This is a genomic window from Photobacterium ganghwense, from assembly GCF_017329545.1.
Classification (GTDB): domain Bacteria; phylum Pseudomonadota; class Gammaproteobacteria; order Enterobacterales; family Vibrionaceae; genus Photobacterium; species Photobacterium ganghwense.
The window spans coordinates 1-22,039 of record NZ_CP071327.1 but is presented as its reverse complement, the minus strand read 5'-3'; the positions used below and the strand labels follow the sequence as shown (position 1 = coordinate 22,039).

The following is a 22,039-nucleotide window of genomic DNA, read 5'->3' as shown; positions in this document are numbered from 1 at the left end:
AAAATCGAGTTATTTTAATTCTTTGTCTTGAAAAAGTCGTAGCGTTCACCTTAAAGAATCACTTCAGAAATTTACTGCTGTGATTTACGACCAGAGAACATGCACCTTGCTTGTTAAGTTGTGCCAAGGCCTTTGCTCTGTTGAGCAACAGTTACAAGAGAGCGAAGCAGGGAATATTGGCATGGTGAACTGGCTCCATAGGCACCCAGCATATGAAAGGATGCCTATGAATCAGACATTTTAAGTATTACAACACTCATTCCATCGCCAAACCATATATGTCGGGTCTTCCCCAACTGAAGGGATCGTCCTGTTGATTCCCCATCTAATGGTACTTTCGCCCATTACATGCGACGATTTCGTTTCAGGAATTGGATGAAACAAAGTAAATTTATACTGGGTTTTAGGCAATATGACATCGATTTTACCTCGGCACATGGCATCCGACCCCATCGTTCGCCACGCCAAACCTCTACGATGCAATGCAGCTAAAACGCGTGACTTGTATAGCGAAGTGAAGTCGAGGACACCATTATGTGCCGCATCAACACCAGCAATCGGATAGAGATTACCCCACGCCCCCGCACACCAAAACAGCGCCTGGATAGGTTTTCCTGCGGTTGATGCTGCGGCATCAGCAACGCACGCAGCACTCGCTGCAACTGAAGTCACCGCAGCACTTTCCATATGTGTGAAAAACGCTAGTTCTTCATTGTGCCAAGTCGGATCAAGCTCCGAGAAATACATGACATCAAAATCCGAATAGCCGTCAGATGAACAGTCACGATTCACAAACATGTCCAGCATAATCAACAATGGGAATGCATACCAATGGTAGTGCGTAAACGACGAATCCCCCGTATCTGTTTCGCCTGTCGAGTGGACGCCTTGAAACACTCTGTCAAAGGCTCCATCCATAGTCATTCCATTTAAAGCCCCCATGCAGCCAGGCACCCTTTGAAACTCAACCAACCTTGCTGGCTCCCACATACTTAGCGGTACTCCAATTCTGGGAATCTCTCCATCTCCTTCACAGCTACATACCCATCCTTTAGACGCGTTAGACGGCGCACTGTTAGCAGAACCAGAAATATCAAACCCAGCAACACGTATAGGAAAAATACAGTCCCAGCAAACGTCCGTTATCAATTTAGGGCCAAGAATTTGCGTGTCGACACACCCAGGAGTATCTGCCAAGGCACTTTTCGTCATAAACGACGATCCAAACAGAAGTATTATGCTGAACATCGTCATTTTGAACTTAATCATCCTCTTCCCCTTTCATTGTTCCAATCATTGCAAATTCGGAAATAACAAATTCTTTTTTTTCGTTATCTGCCGTCACCACCGTTGGTGTGTACTCAATATTGAAACTTTTTGTAATGTCTGGCGTAAGCAAATTAACATGATGATCAAGGTAGTCATTTAGAGATTTATACCCATCCCAAGCCTGATCTCGGTCTATTTCGGTTGCTACGACAACGACGCGGGTAATATTAGTCTGATATTTATAGTGACGAATTTTGTGCTTTATGAACTCAACTTCAGCTTTAATCGTTGGGTTAAAAACCAGCAACGCCTGTGTAAAGGGTCTTTTTTCCAACGCGTTGATTGTTTGCTTGGGGGTGATTATGGTGCCATTGTGATCCAATATATCTTTCTTCACACGAATAGTGGGGGTGAGCAACCTTACCCTGTCCACTGGTGCCGATCCCAGCATTGTAAATTTCGCTTTGTCCCAGTAACGGTTATAGGCTTGAGCCTTTTTTGCAGCCCAGTCTATTTGTGCTGCTCGCTCTTTCATGACATCTTTGATATTTCGTTCCTTGATTTCCTCCAAAGGTCCGAAAACACCTAAATGACCCGTTTTGCCGGAAGTAATTTGCTCTTTCAGCCAAATTGGGTTCGATATACCATCAGCACGAGCGATCACTTTAGGCTCAGTGTTCGGTGAGGTTGGATCTCCATCAAGCCGCATAATGACCGGAGTCTGAGTGATTGAGTGTTGTTCAAATAACTTCGGTAGCAACAGTACTTTAGCTGGAGGATTGAATTCACCTGCCATTTTCTGAATGCCCATAACGCCAGTTGGAATATCTGTCCCTTCTGGTATGCCTCGCACAATCACAAGAACATCGTCTTCGCCCGATGCCATTTCAAGCAGTGACCGCAAACCAGACATGCTTTGTGAGCCAAAAATCACCGTCGTTGGCTGATCATTCATTAAACCAGCATACTCTGGCCCAGCATTAAGTGTTTCCACTTGTCCCTGCATTTTCTTGTAAATCTGGTTGGCAATGTCTTTATGCTCATTTGACTTAAATCTTGCGTCATCCCCCATTTGGGCAGTGTCAGAATGGTAAGTTTGTTCTGCAATGTCTGCTTGTGACTTTACGTCCTCTAACATTTTTAGCGTGACATCGGAGTCAATCTGGGCGCCTATATTTGTATTCACAGACCCTGAGCCTGCAGCGGCCGCTTCGACTACGCTGTTAATCAACTCTCTGCTCACCTCTTGATTCGTACTTTCATTAGCCAACGCGGATACCGCGTTCATTGCTATGGCCGCTGTACTAAAACAACGGATAAGCACGACCAACAATTTGATCTTCATTTACGCTTCCCCAATACCGACTATCGAAACTATTCATATGCGTACCAAGAAACCAATATTCCCCAGCTGCTAATATTTTTTTTCCATAAAAGTGACTTTCATCAACACCAAGTCGGTTTGACTGTGCAAGTCCCCAAGCTACTTGCTTATTGTTGACAGTAATTGTTCCGCTCTGGACTGAAACTTCATCACCAGGTATCGCACGAAGGTACTTCACCATTTTTTCCCCGTCGGAATAGAATGGGGATAGACCTTTTGTCCGGAATTGGTACACCTTGCCGACTACTAATTCTTTGTCGTTCAAGTCGGTCAAATATACATGGTATCCAGGAAGACTTTGTTCTAATTGGGTATCAATACCGATGCGATAATTATTTTGAAAGAACACCCAAAATTGCCAAATCAATAAAAAAACAATGGTCAGCAACAACAAATATAACTTCCAGCTCATACGTTTATTTATCAGCTTCATTGACTGGTCCTTCTATCATATCTTCAGTCACTTTAATGGCTTCGGGAGCTGCCAACACAGAAGATCCACTGATGACGAGATACCCGGCAAGCCGCAACCGTTCTACAGCCTCTACTCCCTTAACCATGAATTGATCCAATTCTTGAGGCTTCCCCCCGTGAGCTAAGGCCAGACTGATGAAATCTACAACTGCAACAGGGGGGCGATCATTAATCGCCATGTCTACAGCATCAAATTTTGGTTGAACATATAAATATATGAGTCCGACCCAAACGGCGCTGACAATAATAGTGTTAGCTATCAAGAGCTTTAAAGTTCGGTTCATTGCAGTCTCTCATTCCTATCTAGGAGCACCTGTTTCATCGCCTCAGGCACTGATTTTCCAATCTTGGTATAAGCTTCGATTGCGGCTGTATCTTCCGGCCTGGTCGAATACAATAATTGTTGAAATGGACTTACAATCAGGCGTCCGATTCCTATACCATTGCTTGTCTTAACAAAGATTTCAGAATAAGCCATTGGCTCAGTGTGAACGGTCTTAAGCAGTTTGAAATTGCCATCACTTAAAGCAAGGCGCTTCTCATTTTTCACGCTTTCAATCGTGTCCTCTTTCTGACCGAGCAAATACATGTTGGCTGAGTTTTCGGCTATCGCTTGGCCGACAGCGTTCTGATAAAGGTCGTTTATTGACTGGGTACAGATGCCAACCGAACTGTCATATTTCCTGAATTTTCGGTAAGCGTGTTCCATAAATGTCGCAACCTCACCCTCTTTCAACAGATCCCACGCTTCATCAATGATTAAGATTTTTTTGCGATTGCGTTCCCCCAGGAATACTTCCTGCTGAATTTGGTAAATCAACTGCAGCAACACGACCTGACGCAAATGCTTACGTCCTTGTAGTTCATCGAGTTCGAGGACAGTAAGTTGCTTGGTAAATTTGACATTGTTCTTGCGGGCGAAGTACTTGCCATATGAGCCATTCGATGTGAAAGCAAATAGCTGGGTGCCAATATCACGGATACGGGGATCATCGCTTTGAAGACAAGCCTCTTCGATCATGTCTATTTTCATGGATTTCCCATGCTCACTCCAAAGCTTTGTCATGATTGACTTCAGACCAGATGTTTGCAATTCTGACAAAAGGCCTTTAGCTGAAGCCATGGTACCGACCATAGTGACCAAGGCATCTTCTTCATCGTCATAGTTTTCAATATGTTCAAATGGGTTTAAGCAGATATCCGTTTCTTCGGAAAACTCGATAAACTCGCTATCCTGATCAAAAGTTTTGCAAAGCTTCTTGTATGACTTACCGGCATCAATAACCCAAACTTGGGCTCCCTCTGACATATAAGCCAATATAATGTCGTTGGTAAGAAATGATTTACCGGCTCCACTCTCTGCCGCAATCACAAAATTTTTATTGGTAGGCGCATCGTGGAGCGATAAAGACATCAATTGCCCGTTGCGAGAAATCAAAGAACAGTAAAATTGGCCTGTGCCTTTCCATTCGCCAAAGATGGGTATCAATACGGCAGCCTGCGTTGCGCTCATCGTTTTGTACCGCCAAAGATCTTTGACTGCTTTGAGGTCAGTACACAGCGGTAAGCAATTGATGAGCAGAGGGAGCGAAACAAACTTGTCTTCCATCATTTCAAACTGGCTCTCTCGCCAGTAAGAAGTGGCCGCAGTTGCTGCAGCGTTTACTTCTTCCTTTGATTTACCAAAAATGACTAAGCTGTAGCTGATTCGTACCGGCCTGGCACCGTTCTTAAACGATTCATATAAAATGTCAAAATCACGTTTTTTATCAGCAAGGATAGGCACAAAAGTAAGCAAAGGGCCCCTGGCTTGGTTCACTGTCGCGGTACGCTTCGTTTCAAGAGCATTTTTTGTTTTTTCAGCCTCAGGGAAGAAAATATTGGTAACAACCATATAGTTTTCTTTGAGAGCGTTATTGGCCCCTTCCATATCGCCGGCATAGGCTATAGCATCACCGAAATACATAGCCTCGGGTACTTTTTTGGCAGACAACAGTTTGACATATTGGTTACCAATTCGAATGCCATTTTTATCGACTTCAAAGTCCGTACCGTAATCTAATATTTGTTCGCTCAACGGGGCATGCTTGTCCCATGTCGTGTAATGGTGACGCCATGATGCGTCTGGCCCCCAGTTAAGCATTGTCTGCATAATCCGGACATACATCTGAGCTGATAAAATACGTGGGGCAAGTTGTGCGGTTTTCAAAGATGATTTTACTTTGTTGGCTAAATCTTTAGCCTTTTCGATTTCCGCATCGGTAGGGTTATTGATTTTATTAATTGGAATTTTCACCGAAATGATCAGCTTGGTATCCTGAAACAACCCAAGATCCAAACTCCCACCGCTGGGTAAATTTGCAATCAGCTTCTCTTCAGTACATCGGTTTAGATACTTAACCCGCTCGGCTACAACAGAATCCAAAATTTTGTGATTGTATTTATCCCTTATGGACTGCATAGCATAGAGTTGCGACACAATATCTGGGCTACGAAAATTGCATACTTGCAGAATAGTATTTGGCGGGAAATTCATATTGATTAATGCATTAATCCGCTCTTGCGTCTTACTGTCACACCCGCACAATACCTGGCAATCAAAACCAAACCCGATTGTTTGATCATCACAAAGGAATAAATGATCTTTTTCATTATAAGCTTGTGGAGGAAATAAGCTTTCCGCACGTTCTTGCTGATCAATCACAGCCTCATCAAGCTTTCGCCTTATACTAACAACCATGTTTTTTCTCCTTAGCGATTTAACTTCGGGTTTTTAGCCATAAGGCCAGGTTATCTGGTACACCCCTTCCTATTGTTTGATCAGGCGCGATGATCATTGGTACGCCATTAACACCGATTATTTGGGCGAGCATTAACGTTTGCGTATATCCGGACTTATCACAATCAACTTGTTGAATGAGGTTGGTTAAACTGCTGTTCTTAAATGCTGTTACACGTTCATTTTTATCTGTCGCACAATAAAATTTTGAGGCCAATTCGTTGGATTTATCACCCAAAGCAGGGACAACGACGAATGTAAATGAGTATTCGTCATTAAGTGATTCTGTTTGCTCAAGGAGCTGGTGGCATGCAGGGCAAAGCGGGTCGACAAAGATAACCACATTAGGCTTCATGACGTTGCCGGTTAAAAACGAGTTCAGGGATGAAAAATCGATACTCATTTCTCGGAGGGGTATCTGGCTATTATTCAGTGATAATTGATCAACACTCTCTATTTCTTCCTTTTTCCACGCATCATACAGCTGTCCTTTCAGAACGAATCGCCCATTAGTAGACATCATGACTAACCCATTTTGGGTTTCAACCAAACGAAATGGACCAGCAATGTCTTCCGACTTATATTCCTGTTTTGCAGCAAAGCTTGCGCTGGTGGTCAAACTCAATAAAAGAGTCAGCCAAATAGCCGAGAATGGTTTTTGCATCATAGTTTCCCAGTAGTTTCAATGATTCCATTTCAGCAGACTGATTCCTTTTAATGGTGAGTGGATTTCCCTTTTTCGGGCATAAACATAAAAAAGGAGCCATTTCGGCCCCTTTTCCATTATTTGCGTCTCTTACAGGCAGGTGGTTGCTGATGCGGCCCCGCCATCGTCCGTGGCCACCACACAGATTGGCGGCACTACCCCGCCGTGGTTACGCAGCGACACCGACAGCCGGCTCGACTTAACCACCGATGGTATCCCATCGACCTCCCATGCGTAGTTTCGGACCCGTCCATCCGGATCATCACATACCGCCGTGGAGATCACCGAGCCAAACGACTCCCGGCTTTCCAAACGGCACTCCGGTGGCTGGTTCGGCACCACCTCGACCCGAACCGTTTCTGTCACGGCCTTGCCCATCTGACTATGCACCGTCAGGCTGATGTCGTGCGTACCGGCGGGCAGCGTCAGGCTCTTCCAGCCACTGTTGCCCACTTCTTCCTCCCCGTTCACCGCAAACACATACTGCGCGATGCGGTCCCGCGGATGGCCACCGTCAATCTGGCTACGCAGCCGGATCCCCAGCGGGGCTCGCATGTACGGGTTGTCAGCATGCAGGCTCAGGGCAACCTGATACGGCTCCGGCTCACCGATTACCAGCGGCTCGGTCTTCACCGTCTCATGCAGGCGGCTATCCCCCACTTGGACGCTGATTTCTCCGTCTACCGCCTCGCTCACCTCAAACACCACCGTTTCCGGACGACGCTGGTCGATGATCTTCACCCCTTCCGGCAACTGCCAGCGATAGCTCGGATCTTCCAGTTTGCCGCTGAAGCCGATCGGCCGGATGCTCGCGGTCACCGTGGCCGGGTACACCGCGGCGCTGCTGCGCAGGCTCAGGCTGAAGTTGGGCCAGACGTATTGCCAGGCTCGGGCTCGGTGCGTCACGGTGGTGGCGGTTTGCGCCTCGTACCCGACGATTTCCGCCTCATACCCAATTTGCAGGTACCGGTCTTGCAGGTCTTCTTCCCGCACCGTGTACTCCACACTTTCCCCAACAACAGTCCGCCCATCCGGCAGGGTGAACCGCCCGACTAGCGTTTCGCTCATGTAGTTGTATGGCAGGCTGGTCTGGGCCGTGAACGTATACGTCTTGCCGACCTCAACCACCCGCTCGCCGCTCAGGCGCACCCGTGGTGACTTGAACTTGTTGAACTCCACCGAGCTGCGCCACTCCTGCCAGGCCCCCCGGTCATCGTCCGGCGCGTTGATGTCCCTCACCCGCGCCCACAATTTCAGGCGCCCAAGCTCATTGCTCGTGATGCTATGGGTCGGGCCGCTGTATGTGTAGGTCTTCCCGCCGTCGTGCGACCATTCGATCTTCACTTCGGACGGCTCCACTGCCACCCCGTCCAGCTTGGCGACTGCCGTGAACTTGCCCGTGGCGGTGGCAAACAACGAACGCGGCCCCTCAACATCCAGCTCGTACCCGTTATACGCCACCACGTTGACGGTGTTCGTGTACTGCTCGATGCCGCTGTTGGCGTTGACGATTTTCGCCCTGACCAGATAACTGCCCCGCTCGAAGACCCGCCGGTACTGCATCTTATAGCGGTCGGCCGGCTCGTATGTCTCCCAGCGGTTGCCGCCGTCTGACGACACCTCCCAGACCACCGTACCGGCGGCGCGGTTATCGCTGTAGTTTTCCAGCTTGATCTTGAAAATTCCGGTAAACGGGGCCACCCCGGACTCACGCACTACCTGTACCTCGCCGTTTACCGCGGTGCCTTTGAGCACACTGAAAAACGCAGTACGGTGACCTCGCTCGATACGCTCGAACCCTTCATCTTCCAGAGGTGAACGTAGCTTGGCCATCGCCACCAGGCGGACACTGGCGGAGTCCCCGAAACGGGAGGTATCAACATCAAAACTGACATCACCGCTCGGCGCTGGTGTCCAGTCCGTGACATCCTCGGTCTGGTTGTAGTTCATTTCACGCACCAGTTTGACGTCCCATACCCCCATGGTGTCGGGATTGTACGGGTCTTGCTGGCGGTAGTTGTCACGGATACCCACCTGCAGTGTCAGCGGCGCGTTGTCCACCGCCGTGTCGGTCTCCGTCATGATCACCGGCTTAATGTTGCCCGGCGACTGGTAATAGGCGTGAAGGACACGGGTATTCTTCAACGACGGGATCTCACTGTAGTTCACCGTCACCGTCACCGGCACTGCCTGCCACAGCTTGCCTTCCGGCAGGTCTATCCGGCGGGACACGGCCCGGGTACCCGTTGACGGCGGGAACGACTCGACCACTGCCGGCTCGTTGCCAACCTGCACGGACAGGTCAAAAGCACTGCCCACAATGTCGATCAGCACATCAGCAAACTTGCCGCCGGCCATCTCCATCAGGTATATCCCTTCTTCCTCGTTTACCGGCGGAAAAACCCCTTTAACGCCGATGTTGGGTAGTGGCGGCTCGACCACCGTCAGGTCAAACGTCTGCTTGGCAACCATCACCGGGGTCTGCGCGTCGGCAAACAGGGTCAGCTGCCACGACACCGGATACACGCCGGCCTCGGTAATCCGGCCTTCCAGCTCAGGCCTCGGCACGTCATCAACCTGGGTCAGCCCATCGGGGATCGCGGTCCATTCAAACAGGCAGATGCGGTTGTCGGTGTGGCTGTTCGGGGCCGCACTGACCGCTTCAGTTTGATCGAAGGTGATCCGGCAGCGTGCCCCGTCGCTGGTGACCTTGTTGGTAAACAGAATATCCTGAATCACCATGTTCACTTTCTCCAGCTGCTCGGGGCTGGCCGGAGCCATCACTACGCTGTTGTCGGCAGGCTGCGCCTGCAGAGTGTGCAGCTGGCTGTCCAGCAGGATTTCATCGCCGTTGCCCGACAGCAGGTACACCTCGTGCATCAGGTCATGGGCGTCGGCACGTACCAGCTTGCCGTGGGCTTCGGCCTTGCTGGCGTCGGCTGCCATGCCGTGCGGCAGGTTCACCCACTTCACCAGACACACAGGCCTGAGCAGGACATCACTCTTCATGGCCACCGCCGGATCACCGGTCACCCGACACTGGCTGGCTGGCAGGGCGCGAGCTGTGAGGGTCACCGGATCTATTCCCTGCCGGATCTGGTCGCTGTTGGTGGCCACCTCAATGGCCGGTTTCCAAGTCTGGACGTTAGCCACCAGTACCGGCGCGTTCGGGGCCGTGGTGGTGAACAATATATTGGCTTGTCCCAGCATCTGTTCGCCCTCAACCGGGGCGACATCCAATGACAGCCGTCCAGCATTGCGGCCGAAGTTGTAGGCCGGGTCAACCGTGTGGGTATCGCCCGGATAGAGAGTGACACCGTTGATGGTCAGCGGGATTTCCGTGTCGCTGGAGAGGGTCGCGGTGATCGGGTAGGTACCACCGATGGTGGTTGACCCGATTTGGTATGGCTCCGACGTGATCACCTTGGTGCCGTCATTCCGCCGGACCGCCTGCGCTACAGCAGGGATCAGGACTTTGCCATCGACCCCGTAACTCAGCTCAACCCGTGGCGGGGAATAATCGAACGTCACCTTCTGCTCGGCGATGTTCCCCTGGGCATCACTGGCCAGTGCCGTCAGCTGATATTCCTGGCCCGTTTTGAGGCTGGGGAAAAGTACCGGATACTCCAGCATGTAAGTGTTGGTACCGGTACTACGCCAGGACAACTGGACATCATCCAGTGAGGGGCCACCAGCAAGACGGATCGCCGTAAGTTGTGGGGCTGGGTCAACCCCGTCACTCAGGGTGATGGTGATATCATCGAGTGAACTGATCGTACTCGGGGCATGCACCATTAACTCAGGCATTGTCTTATCTATCGTCACCATCTCGGGGTAGGTTTCTACAGATTGATTGCCATAAGAGTCAGTGGCAGAGAAGGTGAACCGATAATTCCCATCTTCCAAGCCAGACAGATCATAACTAACGTACTTTGTCCGGTAATCTGAACTTATCAAATCACGCTGTTCCAGATTCACAGTCTTTTGCGTAGTTTGGTCAAATGCCGACGCACTGAACTTCGATGTGTGCCACATCGAAGCTTGCCAGTTATTCATAGTATCGTTATCTACCACACGCCCTGTAAGGACTGATTTTTCAGAATCGATAATTACCGATTCAATGTTTGGTGGTGTAAAATCATGATATACATACAAATATCCACCATGCACGCCGTCAGATTTGTTTTCACGTCCCACGTAAAAAGGATATGGTGAATAACCCCGCCCGCTTGAACGTTCGATAGTTACGTCTGCTTCACACGACGTTTGGCCAACTTCGATATAGCATTCACCGTCGTTAACACTAATCCATGCACGTTGTCGAAATGGTCGCGCTTCCGCAAACATCCGGACTTTTTCAATAACGTAAGGCTTGTTGTATCTTGGTGTCGAATGTTCTACCCAGTTATCAGTACCTGCTAACTTGTAGTGAATCGCGGTAGGTGTTGACGCTTTTTCAAACGAGTCAGCATAGGTGAATTGGAGAGCAGGGTAGCGGTGTGTTGAATAATGCCCAGCTTTGGTGTGAAAGTGAAAATAGGAGCGCACTTGAGGGAACAACACATCCTTGGGGGTGTAAGTATATTCATCATCGTAGGTTGTGTAGTTACCGATCCACCCAAAATCGCTTCCATTAAATTCGACGTGATCAGCTTTTTTTCTTTTGTACCTTAGTTTTACAGGGTTGGAATAAACAACCATGCCACTTTCGTACGGAGTCCAGGCCTGTTTCTCAGTGTCATATACATCCAGCCATACTTCCGGAAGTACCCTATCAACCTGCGATACATGCGTTCGTTCCTGACTGTTCCCAGCCGTGTCAGTCACCTTGAATCCGATCGTGTATTCACTTCGGTCATGAGGCATTACAGCCTCACCGCCAGCAATACTTAAATCAATCGTGACCGTTCCCTCTTTGGGATCGAGCCGCGCTGGGGCTTCCCTACGTACGCCATTAGCATCTACCGTAAAGAAGGTAGCGTCTTTCAGTCCATTCGCGTCATAAACATGTTCAAGACGTAGTTCTTTACCTGAGTGGCCGTTTGTAAACAAATCGACCGAACCGTACTCGTAACCGTTTTTGACCCATTTGATTTCGCTATCAATAACGGGCCGCACCGTATCTACTTCGACAGGATATAAATCTGACTGTACCACTGTACCTGAGGCGGATAATATCTCAGCTTTAAAGTAGTAAGTGCCATCAACAGGGCTACCGAGATTCAAAAATGAACCATAGTAGCTTTTACCTTCTATGGTGATGCGATCTGACGAGCCCAGAAGCTTACTGGTCGCTGATTCAATTTCTTCACCGTCTTGGCCTACAAGTGTCACTCGTACTTTGCGGTCTATGCCTGCACTGAGGGCAAATTGTATCTGTCCTTGCGGATTGAAGATTAAATTTGTTGGTGGTTGTGAATGTTGTTTACCATCAGCACCGATGTAATCCAACTGTAATAGCTCTGCATGGGCGGAATTGGCAACAGCAAGCGCTATTGCTATCGCCAATCCCCCGTTACGCCATCTTCTCATTGTATTTCTCCGTGGTTATAACCACAGATAGGTTACTCAGTATTGGGAGAATGACTGCTCATGGACGTTGCGATTGTGGTTATTTGCTATAAGGCTTTGTGCTTTTCAACGGCTCAAAGGATGTTTGGGTAGTAGCTGGTTGCTCAGCCACCACCCATCGTCTTGGCTGAATTTCAGTATAGACATGACCACTGTACATCAGGTCACCGACCTTATCTTCCCAGTTGTTTACCCAAATTCTCATAACTTGCGCAGGGGTGCGTATTGGTATTGGCCTGTCCGGTAAATTCGGGGCAACATACGTATTGATAACAGGATCATTGATTTCGCCAAATCCATCATTGGCATTTGGAATACCGGTTGACTGCGGAGCTCCCGACGCAGTTGGTAATTTACCATCGTTCGTCGTCTCATAGACATCGCGGGTCGACATACATTTAACCCCGTCAGGTAACCCGCTGCATCCGTATTCCTCTTCACCGATGTTAAAAAACCCGGCGCAACCAGTAATCAATTGGGTCATAGCAATAACTGCAAATAGACGTTTCATTATGAATTCCCTTATTTGACGGTGAGTTTCACGCCTTTTTTGATAATGAGTTCGACTTGGCGGCCCGCGTCAATTTCAATAACTGGAAATATATTTTCGGCCATTTCGACATAAAATTTTGCGACCCGGTCAAGTGCTTCACCGGCCCCCTTAACCGCAGCGCCTTGCAACGCACCCGAGCCAAAGTTGTATTGATACTGTGCCGAATCGCCGGGATTAGTACTAACTACCGGTACTGGGTTAACATCGAAAGCCTTGGAGGCAGCATTCATGAACCCAGCGACCATAGAACGTGCGATCAATTGGCCTTGTTTACTCACAAGACGGCCTCGAATACCGGCTTTACCGTCCTCCCCTACAGCATAAGCATCAATAGATTCTTCAATGACGCCGCCATCGTCAGTGATACACGACAATGTTTCAGCCCTTAAATATGCACGTTCTGAAGATAGGTCACCGTAACCAGCAAGAATCAAAAAACATTCTCTTATGTCAGCCCTATGGCGGTTTGGCAATATCGCCTCATGCTGAATGCGTAAAGTTGACGGGAATGGGTGTTTCTGCGCATTAACGCCAGTTGGGGCATCCATACCATTAAGAAGAACCCCTGTTAAAATTGAACCGGCGGGTATATGTACGGCATTATCCTCGCTGGTATCAGTGCCGGCCGCATCACCCTCATTACTAGCTTGAGAGAAAGTGCGAATCGTTAACTTATTCGCAGGTGCGGTTGCTGGCTTAACACCTGGGTCGGTTGGTGGAGCCTGATGGATTTGCTTATTGCTCGGTAAAGGTGCATCAGCAAAGTATTCTTCGGCTGTTCTTGGCACTCTCTGATTGTTAGCAAGTTTAGTGGTTGAAGCCGATTCAATATAATCATCCGCTTGCTGACCTTCGTCCGGTGTTCCAGGGCGTTTCACCACTGAGTTACCGTCATCCTGCTGACTTTCTTTCTTAATCCTCTCAAGTTCATCATCAAATTTTTTCTGAATGACTTTTAGTTTTTCGTCAAATTTTTTCTCCAATTCATAGTCCGTGGCACTGCTCGGGTTCATCCTCCCTGAATCCCGGCTTTTCAGACTAGAAACCTCACGGCGCAAATTTTCCAAATCACGTTCTTGCGTCCTTTGCTTAGCGCTTAAGGCATCCATACTGACCTCACGTGTGTTCGAGTCCGTCAGCACATGCCTAATCGATGATTTGTTTGCATTTGAGGTTTGTGAGCTGGAATCCGCCCCAGAGGTTAAACTCATCACCCCAACGACAAGGACAATGGCACCAGATAGGGCAAGGAGTTTCTTTTGTTTTGGGTTTAGCCGCGCCCAAAGATTATTAAACAATTGCATTATTTATGTATCCCCGTCATCAGAGAAGGGCGACGAGTGGAACGCTGTGTAGATTTCGAGGCCTTCTTAACTAACACAAATACTTCGGTCTGCTGTCCAGGCTGCAGAACAAAGTTAGGGAATGAAGAAACAGCGGCAACATTCCAATTCCCACATGTTTTTTCTGCAAATTCGATTTCTTTATTGGTGATATTGGTCCCGAGGCCAACGTATAAGGTGAAGTTGTGACCTGTCATCACTTGGCCACGTGCGAAATCAACGGTTAATCCCGGCTGCAGACACCGTGGCAACGTCATGCCTGGTACGGGTGTACCCAGCGTATAGCCTTGTGGCGTATCGCCAAGTGCCGCAGCCCGCATAATATCGCGAATGGTATCAACATAAGGCTGGCTTTCTTCCCACATCTGGGCCTTTTTGCTTGGAACCGTGAATGAGCCGGCATAGCTTCCACTCAAAGTGAGTTTGATTTCCTTCGGCGGGATGCGGCGAGGTACCAATGTTAGACTCAGCGCATTAGCTTCTGATCCTTTTTCGGTAATGAACATAGTCACTGGGTGTTCTTTGTCAGTGGCTACATATATCACGTTGTCTTTGATACAAAGTTCCCCGCATTCTCCATTTTCACCTGCCACGAGAGTGGTGGAAGTAACTTCGGGTGTCGAAAATGGTGTAACAATCCGGTTTGGATGGCCCAATGCTATTGCTGCAAGCTTGTTGACCCCTGGCTGCATAGTCATTGAGGTATCCGTACTTACTACTGCACTAGATGCAATGTTTGCAGACAAAGGCGAGGCTGAACCAGAATTAGATGCCATAACATGCAGAGGTACAGATGGCATCTTGTCATCAGCAATGATCCCGGCACTTACCAAACTGAACATTAAGTAAGTCAGTACGTGTCTCATTTTTCCTCCTTACCTTTGTTCTTCATTCGGTTCAGAACTTTCGTTGTGCGCGGCCCACCGGTATACGTGTCCATATGCATTATCATCGGTACGTAGTTATTTACCTCGATGTGAAACTCATATGACCGCTCAACCCGCTTTTCGTCCGAGTTGTTTGAACGGATGAAAGAATTGCCGTTAATGAAGACTTTCAATGTTTCTTCTTCAAAAAGCACTTGGCGGGGTTCGAAACGAGTGACGATACGATCGGCACGAATTTGGGTGGCAGTGTCGTCAATGATGTTCACCACATCAAAATAAATCTCTGGTGACAAAAATGGTTCAATACGTTCCTTAATAAAATCCAAGCTGCCAGGTGTGACATTCCCCAATAGCAAAGAAAACGCAAGTCCCATGGCCTCCATATAATTCTGGCTCGCACTCGATTCAGCCACCCACGCTTCTTGTTTTAAAGTAAAAGGTTGCACGATTGCGACAGGACGTTTTGAAGACATGACCATAATCGCGATAACCAACGCGATAGACAGCGCAAGGATTACGAAACGATTAAAAATATTTTCCTTTTGGGTACCTTCCCACGTCTTTAAATAGTCTTTCCATTTCATGGGTACAGTCTCCGAATATAAGGGTTAATCATCGAACGACTGCCCCCCATCACTCCAAACCAGTACAACGAGTGAAACATGTAGCCATCAGGGTGGTTATCACGAAAGCGTTTATAAAGATTGGTAATACCGAATCCGATAAGTGTACAAATCGCGGCTTTCCCCAGCATTACTCCAACTACCATTCCGATGGATATTGGCAACAGTTCGTCCAAGCTCCATAACAAGGCATGAATTGGATCGTCAATTCGCCTCGGTATTTCGACAGGCTTCATGGACACGCACTCCTAAGCAGTTTTTTGATATTGAATAGTTTCTATGAAATGGGGCGCGAGTAATTGACGGAACCCGCCCAAAACAGGAAAATATAGCTATTAATGGAGATGTCACCATGAGACCACGGCGTATTTAACACAAAAAAGTCGCTAAAATTAACCAAAAGAGGCTAACTTAGCGACACGCGAGAAAGCGTAAAGACATCAGACACGTTGGCTAGTACATTTCGGGCATAAACATCTTCATAAACATGACGAAACCTATTACAAACCAGGTTACCCACCACAGCGATGGCCCAAATATTTTCAATAAATTCGACGCCAATGCTTTATAACTGATTGCGTTGGTGGCAGGTATTACCTGAGGTGCGTTAAAACATTTCATTGATGATTTTTAAGCCCAATTTCATAACATCGCTAAGCCTAGCCGTGGGCGTCCAAGATGTTCGATGTGCTTTTGTCGATTTTGGTTAAATGGTGAGTTTTTTTTCAAAATCACAGGTGCAAGCAAGAATCGGTATTCCCGACATGACGCTCAACCACCCTGAGTTGAGATAAAGTTGAGGTAGTTAAGCGTCAAGAAATTGGGACAGGATTGGTCGAACCATTAACTAAAAGCGTTTCTGCATGTTACTTATATTCACCCCTACTGATACAGCCAAGAGCATAAGCATCAATGGAATAAACGTCGGGTGCATCGTGAAAGGCGAGCAGAAAACGATGAATGTACCGATGACCACTAACCACATCGAGCGCATGCTATACCGATGTAAAAATGGCGATGCATACTGAAAGTTTGTCCTTTTGATGTTCCAGGTCATTACCCCATCCCAAATCGCAGGTATAAAGAGAAAAAGCATGTAAGGTGCCCACAATTGTAATATCGCTACACGTGAATAGAACTGGTACACCACATTCATGCTTGCATCTAACCGGGATTCGACCCAAATAAACCAATCTGCCCCCATCGTTTCCATCCCTTTAGACTTCATCCGTTCTTCATATGTGGGGATAAGTAATTGGTGTGTTGCTTCATAAAAACCCGAATCAAGAATTGAGGCTTGGTAGTATTCGTTGGCTCGCTTATAAATCCAGCGCTGAGATTCTGTACCTAAATTTTTTTGAATCAGAGCAGATTCGTCCACAATCATTTGCTTTGTGTAATCACCAGGTATCAAAATGAGAATGATGCAAACCTCAAGGACGAAGATCAACACAACGATCCAAAATGGCGATTTCATAACTGTTGCTCCTGATAATATTTTGAATTCTTCTCGACGCTATTCTTTTGTAAACCCGCTCCCTGTCCCCCCAAACTGACAGGACATCAGGCGAAGAACAGGTTCTTCTTCCCATTAGGTCTTCAAGGCTATCTACGACGCTTCTTATGAACACAGCTAAACGGTATGGATCATCATGTTTAAACGATTGTGGTGGGTTCACAGCTGTACGGTAAGCTTCCAAAAAATCATCAATAAGCGTCAGCATTAAGTCACTTGCTGCACTCTCATCAGCGGCATAAAGTAACTTGTAGACTTGTACAATAATGTCTTCTGAGGACGGCCAATCTTCTTTTAACAGCTTCAGGAGCACGGTACTGTGATTTGACCTGTGCTTGCTCACTTGGTTAAAAATATCACGGCGGATTCGTTCATCATTCAGCATATGAGTTTTCCTTAACCTATTAGAATTGGTAGACGGCCTTTTAAGATTCTTCCGCCACTTATATTGGCTATAAATTCGAGGTTGGGTAACATACCCAACATTTGGGGGGCAATGAGTGGGAATTCTTCTTCCATTAAACGCTCACCTTGGTTGCCACCGTGTAGAATCGGCTCATCACTGGCAGAGTTCCCCCCTTGCGTCCTCATCACATAATTGATACGAGTTTGAGGCAAGTTTTCGCAAATATACTGTTGCGTTTCGTTGTCTTTGACACGAAGTGCGATGAGGTTATTCACGTTACCGAGGACTTGGACTGCTTTATCTTTGCTCCCCAGGCGGGCCGTAAAGTCCGCTATTGTTTGTGTCGCAATTGCCAGTGTGATTCGAGCCCCTCGACCTTTGTTTAACAACTGAATCAATGGGTTATTAATGACCTCAGCACATTCATCAACAAAAATATTTACTCGATTCATTTCAAGATTAAAGTTGTAGCGGTCACCAGCTACAGCCGTGAAATCACTTAATAGCAATGAACCAATACACGATCCAACCATCGAGTCCGGTAATGAATCGAGCCCAATAACAGCGACCATTCCGTTATTTATAATTTTGGCGCTATCAGTTATTGGACGTTCATCTGTAAAATCATTCGGATCCGGCGACAACATTGCTCCTAAATCACCTGAAGTCAGCATATTCATTATCGGGAGCAGAGATGCCACCATCTTGCTAAAGTGGGTACCATCGTGCTGGAACATAGATAGTAAGGATTCCAAGTCCGGATTCGGTTTGAGATGTTGCACCTCATGGTAGTAGAAATTGACCATGCCATAAGCTCGTTTCATGATTGTAGTGCCGGTGCGGTATGACTCCGCTTTCGATTCCCAATCTGGCAGGACTTTAGCTGCATACGCTTCAACAGCTTTTTCAACGAGATTTGCCGTACCGCCCTCTAGATAGCGCTTTATCAGGATCAATGTGGGGCGAACATGAATTATTGCTACTCCTTGAATAATATTGTTCACTGCCTGCCAACTAAATGCAGTAAAGGGGTCAGAGCCGGTTTCAGACGGTATCAATGCCGATATCCGTGATGCAAGCTCGGTTAGACGGTTGCAGTTACGTAAACAGTCTATACGCCAGGACAATTCTGGGTGTGCTGGATGGAAATAGACAAATTTGTCCTCTTTTCCCATCGCCTTGCATGCGCGATATGCGTTATCCCTGAGCTCTTTATCAGATTTCGGGTCTACGATAATTACGGCTTCGTTTCTTGCTATGGCTTGCGATATGAGCAAATCAAACATACGGGTTTTACCCGACCCGGTTGAGCCTATGATCAGCAAATGGCCTTCAGAATGCTCCAGCGGAAACTCTAACAAGTGTTCGTCGGGCTCAACGCCGTGTATGAACTTTGCCCCCATCGGAGGGAATATTCTTTTTCCTGTCACTCTGGATCGAAGCGTTTCCCAAAGAGAAGGCTGAGGTTGAAAAGAAGACCAATCACGTTTTGTAATTTCAAATAAACGTTGTGCATGACGTTTTTCCCACGCAAAACCCATCCCCAGCCAGTAACTATTCTCAAGGCTATTCATCGTCTTCTTTAACTTATCTTGAGAAATAAACGTTAGTGGCCGCCCTTTAAGATTTTTATGCAATCGGTATAGCCGGTAGGAGTACGGCAATTGGGTCAATCCCATACCCAGGCTAATTGAGCTCATCCAATAAAACGGGTCTGCTGGCATATGTGTGTAGTATTGGATGGCGTAACTGCCAACAGCACCTGACATCCAGCCACAAACGCTATAAAACTCATAATTGGGGCGCCAAGGCATCTCATACGCCATGGAATCATATTTCATGACTTCACCTTTAGAAGTAAGCTGTCTAGATCAACTTGCCAATCATCACTAAACGCAATTTGCGTAATGAACTGCATCCTTGTTATGTGTGGGTGTTGGAGGCACAGCGCGTCGATGGTTTTAATATGCGTTCGTAGGCCATTAGGAACAGCTTCGATCGGATGATTAATGTAAGGTCCAGAACCAGCTAACAGTTGCTGCTTAAGATCAGCAATTACGTCTCCTGGTTTTCGCTCCGGGAATTTGTCGATTTCAGGAAACGCCTCCTGTTCTTTGTTTAATTGGTCGTTGAGCTTACGGCCAGCTTGTATAGGTCCACTTTCGATTTCATAATCTGTGTTGTCATCAAATGACAATGACTCGTCGATCATCAACTTGGACTTGGCGTACCGGGTAATTTCCTCATTAAGAAAGACAAACTTGCTGCCTTCTACTTCATGCTCTGGGAGGCCATGTTGGTTAGGAATACACACGGCTAGTTCATAAAGCCGCTTGGCATCGACTTGAAGCAATTGACTAACACTATCGGCTGATACGGCCAATTGACCATTGATAAATTGGACACCATCGCCAAGTTGAATATTTCCCTTTTCTATATCCTCGAACAGTGCCTCTAGGTTGCTGCTTACTTCCTTATAGCGGGGCCATTTCAGCGCTTTGGTGTTACGTTTGGTACTACTGTCAGCCTGTGACTTTGATGCTTTGTGTGCCTCTCCGACTAATTGGTTGTCTGTTGCTTCAGTTGTCTCAGTTACACCGCTTAACAGATCGATATTCAAACTTTGCTCGGGAAGAAAGGAAGAGAAATCAATTGAAATACCGGCCGGATTTTCTGACTTGGCCTTCGCTGTGTCTGTTTGCCCTTTCTCCGAGCCAATATTTTTCGGCAATAAAGCCTCAAAGTTAGTTTGTGCACTGTGATCATTTACTTTTTTTCCAACGTTCTTTCCGTCTTTTTTATTCGCCGTCGTTGCTGTTGGTAGTAGTTCATCAAAATTAAAAGACACTGAACCAGCTGCGCCACTTGTTAGTTCGTCCGATTCTTCTTCCTTCAATGCCTTGGTCGTGGTGGCAACCGAATCTTGTGCAACCTGGCTGGTAGCAGTCTGAACTGTTGGTAGCTGAGTTTCTATAGGGCCTGATAACGAGAATGGACCGTCCATTTCCGATCCAGACAACAACGTATCCAGAGCTTCACCAGGCGATGAAACTTCTTGGTTCAAAACAAAGGCACCATCGGCCTGGGTGCTGGTACCCTGATTTGCTGTGTCAGGTTTCGCTTCACCTGCTGAATGCCCCGAATTAAACGTCGAGTCGATATCTTCAATAACTACAAAAGGTAAAGCTGACGACTCAGGCTCAATTTGTACCGATTGACCATTGCAAGCCGTCTCCTGCTGACTCATTGTCATAGTGACAGTATCTGTCTCTTCATCGATATTTAACGAGACAGTCACTTCGCCAAGTACCTTAGCAAAACCGCAAATCGGCGGTTCTTCGATGTAAAGAATCTCCATTGTCTCAAGGCGGAGGGTTTCTAATTGCTTAATACCACTGAATACTGATTTAACGTCAGCTTGAGCTAAATCAATTTCCAGTTGCCAGTACCGGTGTTCTCTGACGGCACCGTCCTTTGTTTCCACGCGATGAAGTGCAAACCCTCTTTCAATCAGAATGTCTGCAAGTGCATTAGGTACCTTCGGAACACCTGCAATAGCATCCTTGGCAAGAAGTTCGTTGATGTCGGTGACGGCTTTTTGCCATTGGATAAACACTCCAGAGTCGAGAATCCAAACTGGTGATTCAAGCGTATTAAAGGACTTCCATTTAGATTTTACCAAGCGTTGCATAGCATCAATAATGTATCGCTCCACCGGTACGCCCAATCCAGACGATTCAGTCGAAATGCGATTCTGCTTGAGATCTTTTTGCGTGCTAGCCGAATCCGCGGTCCCAACGATTTTGCCTATTACGCCACGGGGATTGACGGCAACATCAAGAATTGCATCACACATTTCTTCGTAAATTTCTTTGCGGCCATCGACAAACAAGTACTCCTTAGTTTTTTTGGGGAGAAGCTTATCAATAGCTTGCATAGCAAAGCGTTCATGGCGCTTATGTCGACCATTCGACCAATGAAGAAAATATCGATCAATTTCGTTCTTCTGCAGCCATTCGCATAACGTGTCGGTGTGTGGATTCCAAATTTTGGTACCGTTACGGTCAGTCACAGTAACGTCTGTGATTGGCTTGCCGATGTCATGGAATAAACCGCCAAAACACGCAGCGACGCGCCATCGAGGTTCACCATTTCTACGTTGCCGCGGTGTACCTTCTTGGGTGAACAATACTCCTAACGCGGCCTTGGCAGAGTAATAAGCGACTTCAAGTCCGTGATGAAGTAGGCCGCCAGCTCCGCGATGATGGTGGTTCTCACTCGCGGGCAGCAAATGCACATACTCGGCGTAACGTAAGAGAACGGGCTCAACAACCGTCGCGAATTCTTTATCATTCAGGCCGATTGTTTGTTTGATTTTGTTTATTAACTCTTTTTGTGTCGCTAAGAGTTCAATACCGGTTGCATACGGGAGGCCTTCAGCAAAAGGGGGGTATCGAGGAATTTCGATTTCAAGGTTGTAGCTCCGTACCGGTTTTTGTTTCGATTTAAAAAAATCAAGAAACGCCAT

General features: G+C 47.3%; 16 protein-coding genes. All 16 read right to left on the bottom strand.

What is annotated here, in order from left to right; all coding sequences use genetic code 11:
* Window positions 1–240 precede the first annotated feature (240 nt).
* Window positions 241–1,269: a TraU family protein gene (locus tag FH974_RS25265; RefSeq protein WP_207104376.1), complete on the bottom strand. Its 1,029-nt coding sequence runs from the start codon at window positions 1,267–1,269 to the stop codon at window positions 241–243.
* On the bottom strand, window positions 1,262–2,614 hold the full coding sequence (locus FH974_RS25260) for a TrbC family F-type conjugative pilus assembly protein (RefSeq protein ID WP_207104375.1): 1,353 nt from the start codon (window positions 2,612–2,614) through the stop codon (window positions 1,262–1,264). Before FH974_RS25260 ends, FH974_RS25265 begins: the two co-directional genes overlap by 8 nt.
* Entirely contained in the window at window positions 2,574–3,086 is a 513-nt protein-coding gene (gene lepB / locus FH974_RS25255) for a signal peptidase I (protein WP_207104374.1), read from the bottom strand. The genes FH974_RS25260 and lepB overlap by 41 nt, the downstream gene beginning before the upstream one ends.
* Window positions 3,070–3,411, bottom strand: a complete 342-nt coding sequence (locus tag FH974_RS25250; RefSeq protein ID WP_207104373.1) for a hypothetical protein — start codon at window positions 3,409–3,411, stop codon at window positions 3,070–3,072. The genes lepB and FH974_RS25250 overlap by 17 nt, the downstream gene beginning before the upstream one ends.
* On the bottom strand, window positions 3,408–5,867 hold the full coding sequence (gene traC / locus FH974_RS25245) for a type IV secretion system protein TraC (protein WP_207104372.1): 2,460 nt from the start codon (window positions 5,865–5,867) through the stop codon (window positions 3,408–3,410). The genes FH974_RS25250 and traC overlap by 4 nt, the downstream gene beginning before the upstream one ends.
* Window positions 5,868–5,886: 19 nt before the next feature.
* Window positions 5,887–6,570 carry a thioredoxin fold domain-containing protein gene (locus tag FH974_RS25240; RefSeq protein ID WP_207104371.1) on the bottom strand — a complete coding sequence of 228 codons (684 nt, stop codon included), beginning with the start codon at window positions 6,568–6,570 and terminating at the stop codon, window positions 5,887–5,889.
* Between the two features lie 132 nt (window positions 6,571–6,702).
* Window positions 6,703–12,144 carry an Ig-like domain-containing protein gene (locus tag FH974_RS25235; protein ID WP_207104370.1) on the bottom strand — a complete coding sequence of 1,814 codons (5,442 nt, stop codon included), beginning with the start codon at window positions 12,142–12,144 and terminating at the stop codon, window positions 6,703–6,705.
* Window positions 12,145–12,223: 79 nt separating this feature from the next.
* Window positions 12,224–12,694, bottom strand: coding sequence for a TraV family lipoprotein (locus FH974_RS25230; protein ID WP_207104369.1), 471 nt, complete (start codon window positions 12,692–12,694; stop codon window positions 12,224–12,226).
* An 11-nt stretch (window positions 12,695–12,705) separates the two neighbouring features.
* Window positions 12,706–14,040, bottom strand: coding sequence for a TraB/TrbI/VirB10 family type IV secretion system protein (locus FH974_RS25225; protein ID WP_207104368.1), 1,335 nt, complete (start codon window positions 14,038–14,040; stop codon window positions 12,706–12,708).
* On the bottom strand, window positions 14,040–14,945 hold the full coding sequence (locus FH974_RS25220) for a TraK domain-containing protein (protein ID WP_207104367.1): 906 nt from the start codon (window positions 14,943–14,945) through the stop codon (window positions 14,040–14,042). Before FH974_RS25220 ends, FH974_RS25225 begins: the two co-directional genes overlap by 1 nt.
* Window positions 14,942–15,550 carry a TraE/TraK family type IV conjugative transfer system protein gene (locus FH974_RS25215; RefSeq protein WP_207104366.1) on the bottom strand — a complete coding sequence of 203 codons (609 nt, stop codon included), beginning with the start codon at window positions 15,548–15,550 and terminating at the stop codon, window positions 14,942–14,944. The genes FH974_RS25220 and FH974_RS25215 overlap by 4 nt, the downstream gene beginning before the upstream one ends.
* Window positions 15,547–15,825, bottom strand: coding sequence for a type IV conjugative transfer system protein TraL (traL, locus tag FH974_RS25210; RefSeq protein WP_207104365.1), 279 nt, complete (start codon window positions 15,823–15,825; stop codon window positions 15,547–15,549). Before traL ends, FH974_RS25215 begins: the two co-directional genes overlap by 4 nt.
* A 611-nt stretch (window positions 15,826–16,436) precedes the next feature.
* Window positions 16,437–17,066, bottom strand: coding sequence for an IncC plasmid conjugative DNA transfer DtrJ family protein (locus FH974_RS25205; protein ID WP_207104364.1), 630 nt, complete (start codon window positions 17,064–17,066; stop codon window positions 16,437–16,439).
* Window positions 17,023–17,490 (bottom strand): hypothetical protein, encoded by a 468-nt coding sequence (locus FH974_RS25200; protein WP_207104363.1) that lies wholly within the window; start codon window positions 17,488–17,490, stop codon window positions 17,023–17,025. The genes FH974_RS25205 and FH974_RS25200 overlap by 44 nt, the downstream gene beginning before the upstream one ends.
* An 11-nt stretch (window positions 17,491–17,501) precedes the next feature.
* Window positions 17,502–19,352: a conjugative transfer system coupling protein TraD gene (gene traD / locus FH974_RS25195; RefSeq protein ID WP_207104362.1), complete on the bottom strand. Its 1,851-nt coding sequence runs from the start codon at window positions 19,350–19,352 to the stop codon at window positions 17,502–17,504.
* Window positions 19,349–22,039, bottom strand: coding sequence for a MobH family relaxase (gene mobH, locus FH974_RS25190; RefSeq protein WP_207104361.1), 2,691 nt, complete (start codon window positions 22,037–22,039; stop codon window positions 19,349–19,351). Before mobH ends, traD begins: the two co-directional genes overlap by 4 nt.

Bases quoted from the DNA above. Each gene is read 5' to 3' on its own strand.
- FH974_RS25235 (WP_207104370.1), bottom strand. From the start codon at position 12,144: ATGAGAAGATGGCGTAACGGGGGATTGGCGATAGCAATAGCGCTTGCT.
- FH974_RS25240 (WP_207104371.1), bottom strand. From the start codon at position 6,570: ATGCAAAAACCATTCTCGGCTATTTGGCTGACTCTTTTATTGAGTTTG.
- FH974_RS25220 (WP_207104367.1), bottom strand. From the start codon at position 14,945: ATGAGACACGTACTGACTTACTTAATGTTCAGTTTGGTAAGTGCCGGG.
- traC (WP_207104372.1), bottom strand. From the start codon at position 5,867: ATGGTTGTTAGTATAAGGCGAAAGCTTGATGAGGCTGTGATTGATCAG.
- traL (WP_207104365.1), bottom strand. From the start codon at position 15,825: ATGAAGCCTGTCGAAATACCGAGGCGAATTGACGATCCAATTCATGCC.
- FH974_RS25205 (WP_207104364.1), bottom strand. From the start codon at position 17,066: ATGAAATCGCCATTTTGGATCGTTGTGTTGATCTTCGTCCTTGAGGTT.
- FH974_RS25200 (WP_207104363.1), bottom strand. From the start codon at position 17,490: ATGCTGAATGATGAACGAATCCGCCGTGATATTTTTAACCAAGTGAGC.
- FH974_RS25225 (WP_207104368.1), bottom strand. From the start codon at position 14,040: ATGCAATTGTTTAATAATCTTTGGGCGCGGCTAAACCCAAAACAAAAG.
- mobH (WP_207104361.1), bottom strand. From the start codon at position 22,039: ATGGCGTTTCTTGATTTTTTTAAATCGAAACAAAAACCGGTACGGAGC.
- FH974_RS25250 (WP_207104373.1), bottom strand. From the start codon at position 3,411: ATGAACCGAACTTTAAAGCTCTTGATAGCTAACACTATTATTGTCAGC.
- FH974_RS25260 (WP_207104375.1), bottom strand. From the start codon at position 2,614: ATGAAGATCAAATTGTTGGTCGTGCTTATCCGTTGTTTTAGTACAGCG.
- FH974_RS25230 (WP_207104369.1), bottom strand. From the start codon at position 12,694: ATGAAACGTCTATTTGCAGTTATTGCTATGACCCAATTGATTACTGGT.
- lepB (WP_207104374.1), bottom strand. From the start codon at position 3,086: ATGAAGCTGATAAATAAACGTATGAGCTGGAAGTTATATTTGTTGTTG.
- FH974_RS25215 (WP_207104366.1), bottom strand. From the start codon at position 15,550: ATGAAATGGAAAGACTATTTAAAGACGTGGGAAGGTACCCAAAAGGAA.
- traD (WP_207104362.1), bottom strand. From the start codon at position 19,352: ATGAAATATGATTCCATGGCGTATGAGATGCCTTGGCGCCCCAATTAT.
- FH974_RS25265 (WP_207104376.1), bottom strand. From the start codon at position 1,269: ATGATTAAGTTCAAAATGACGATGTTCAGCATAATACTTCTGTTTGGA.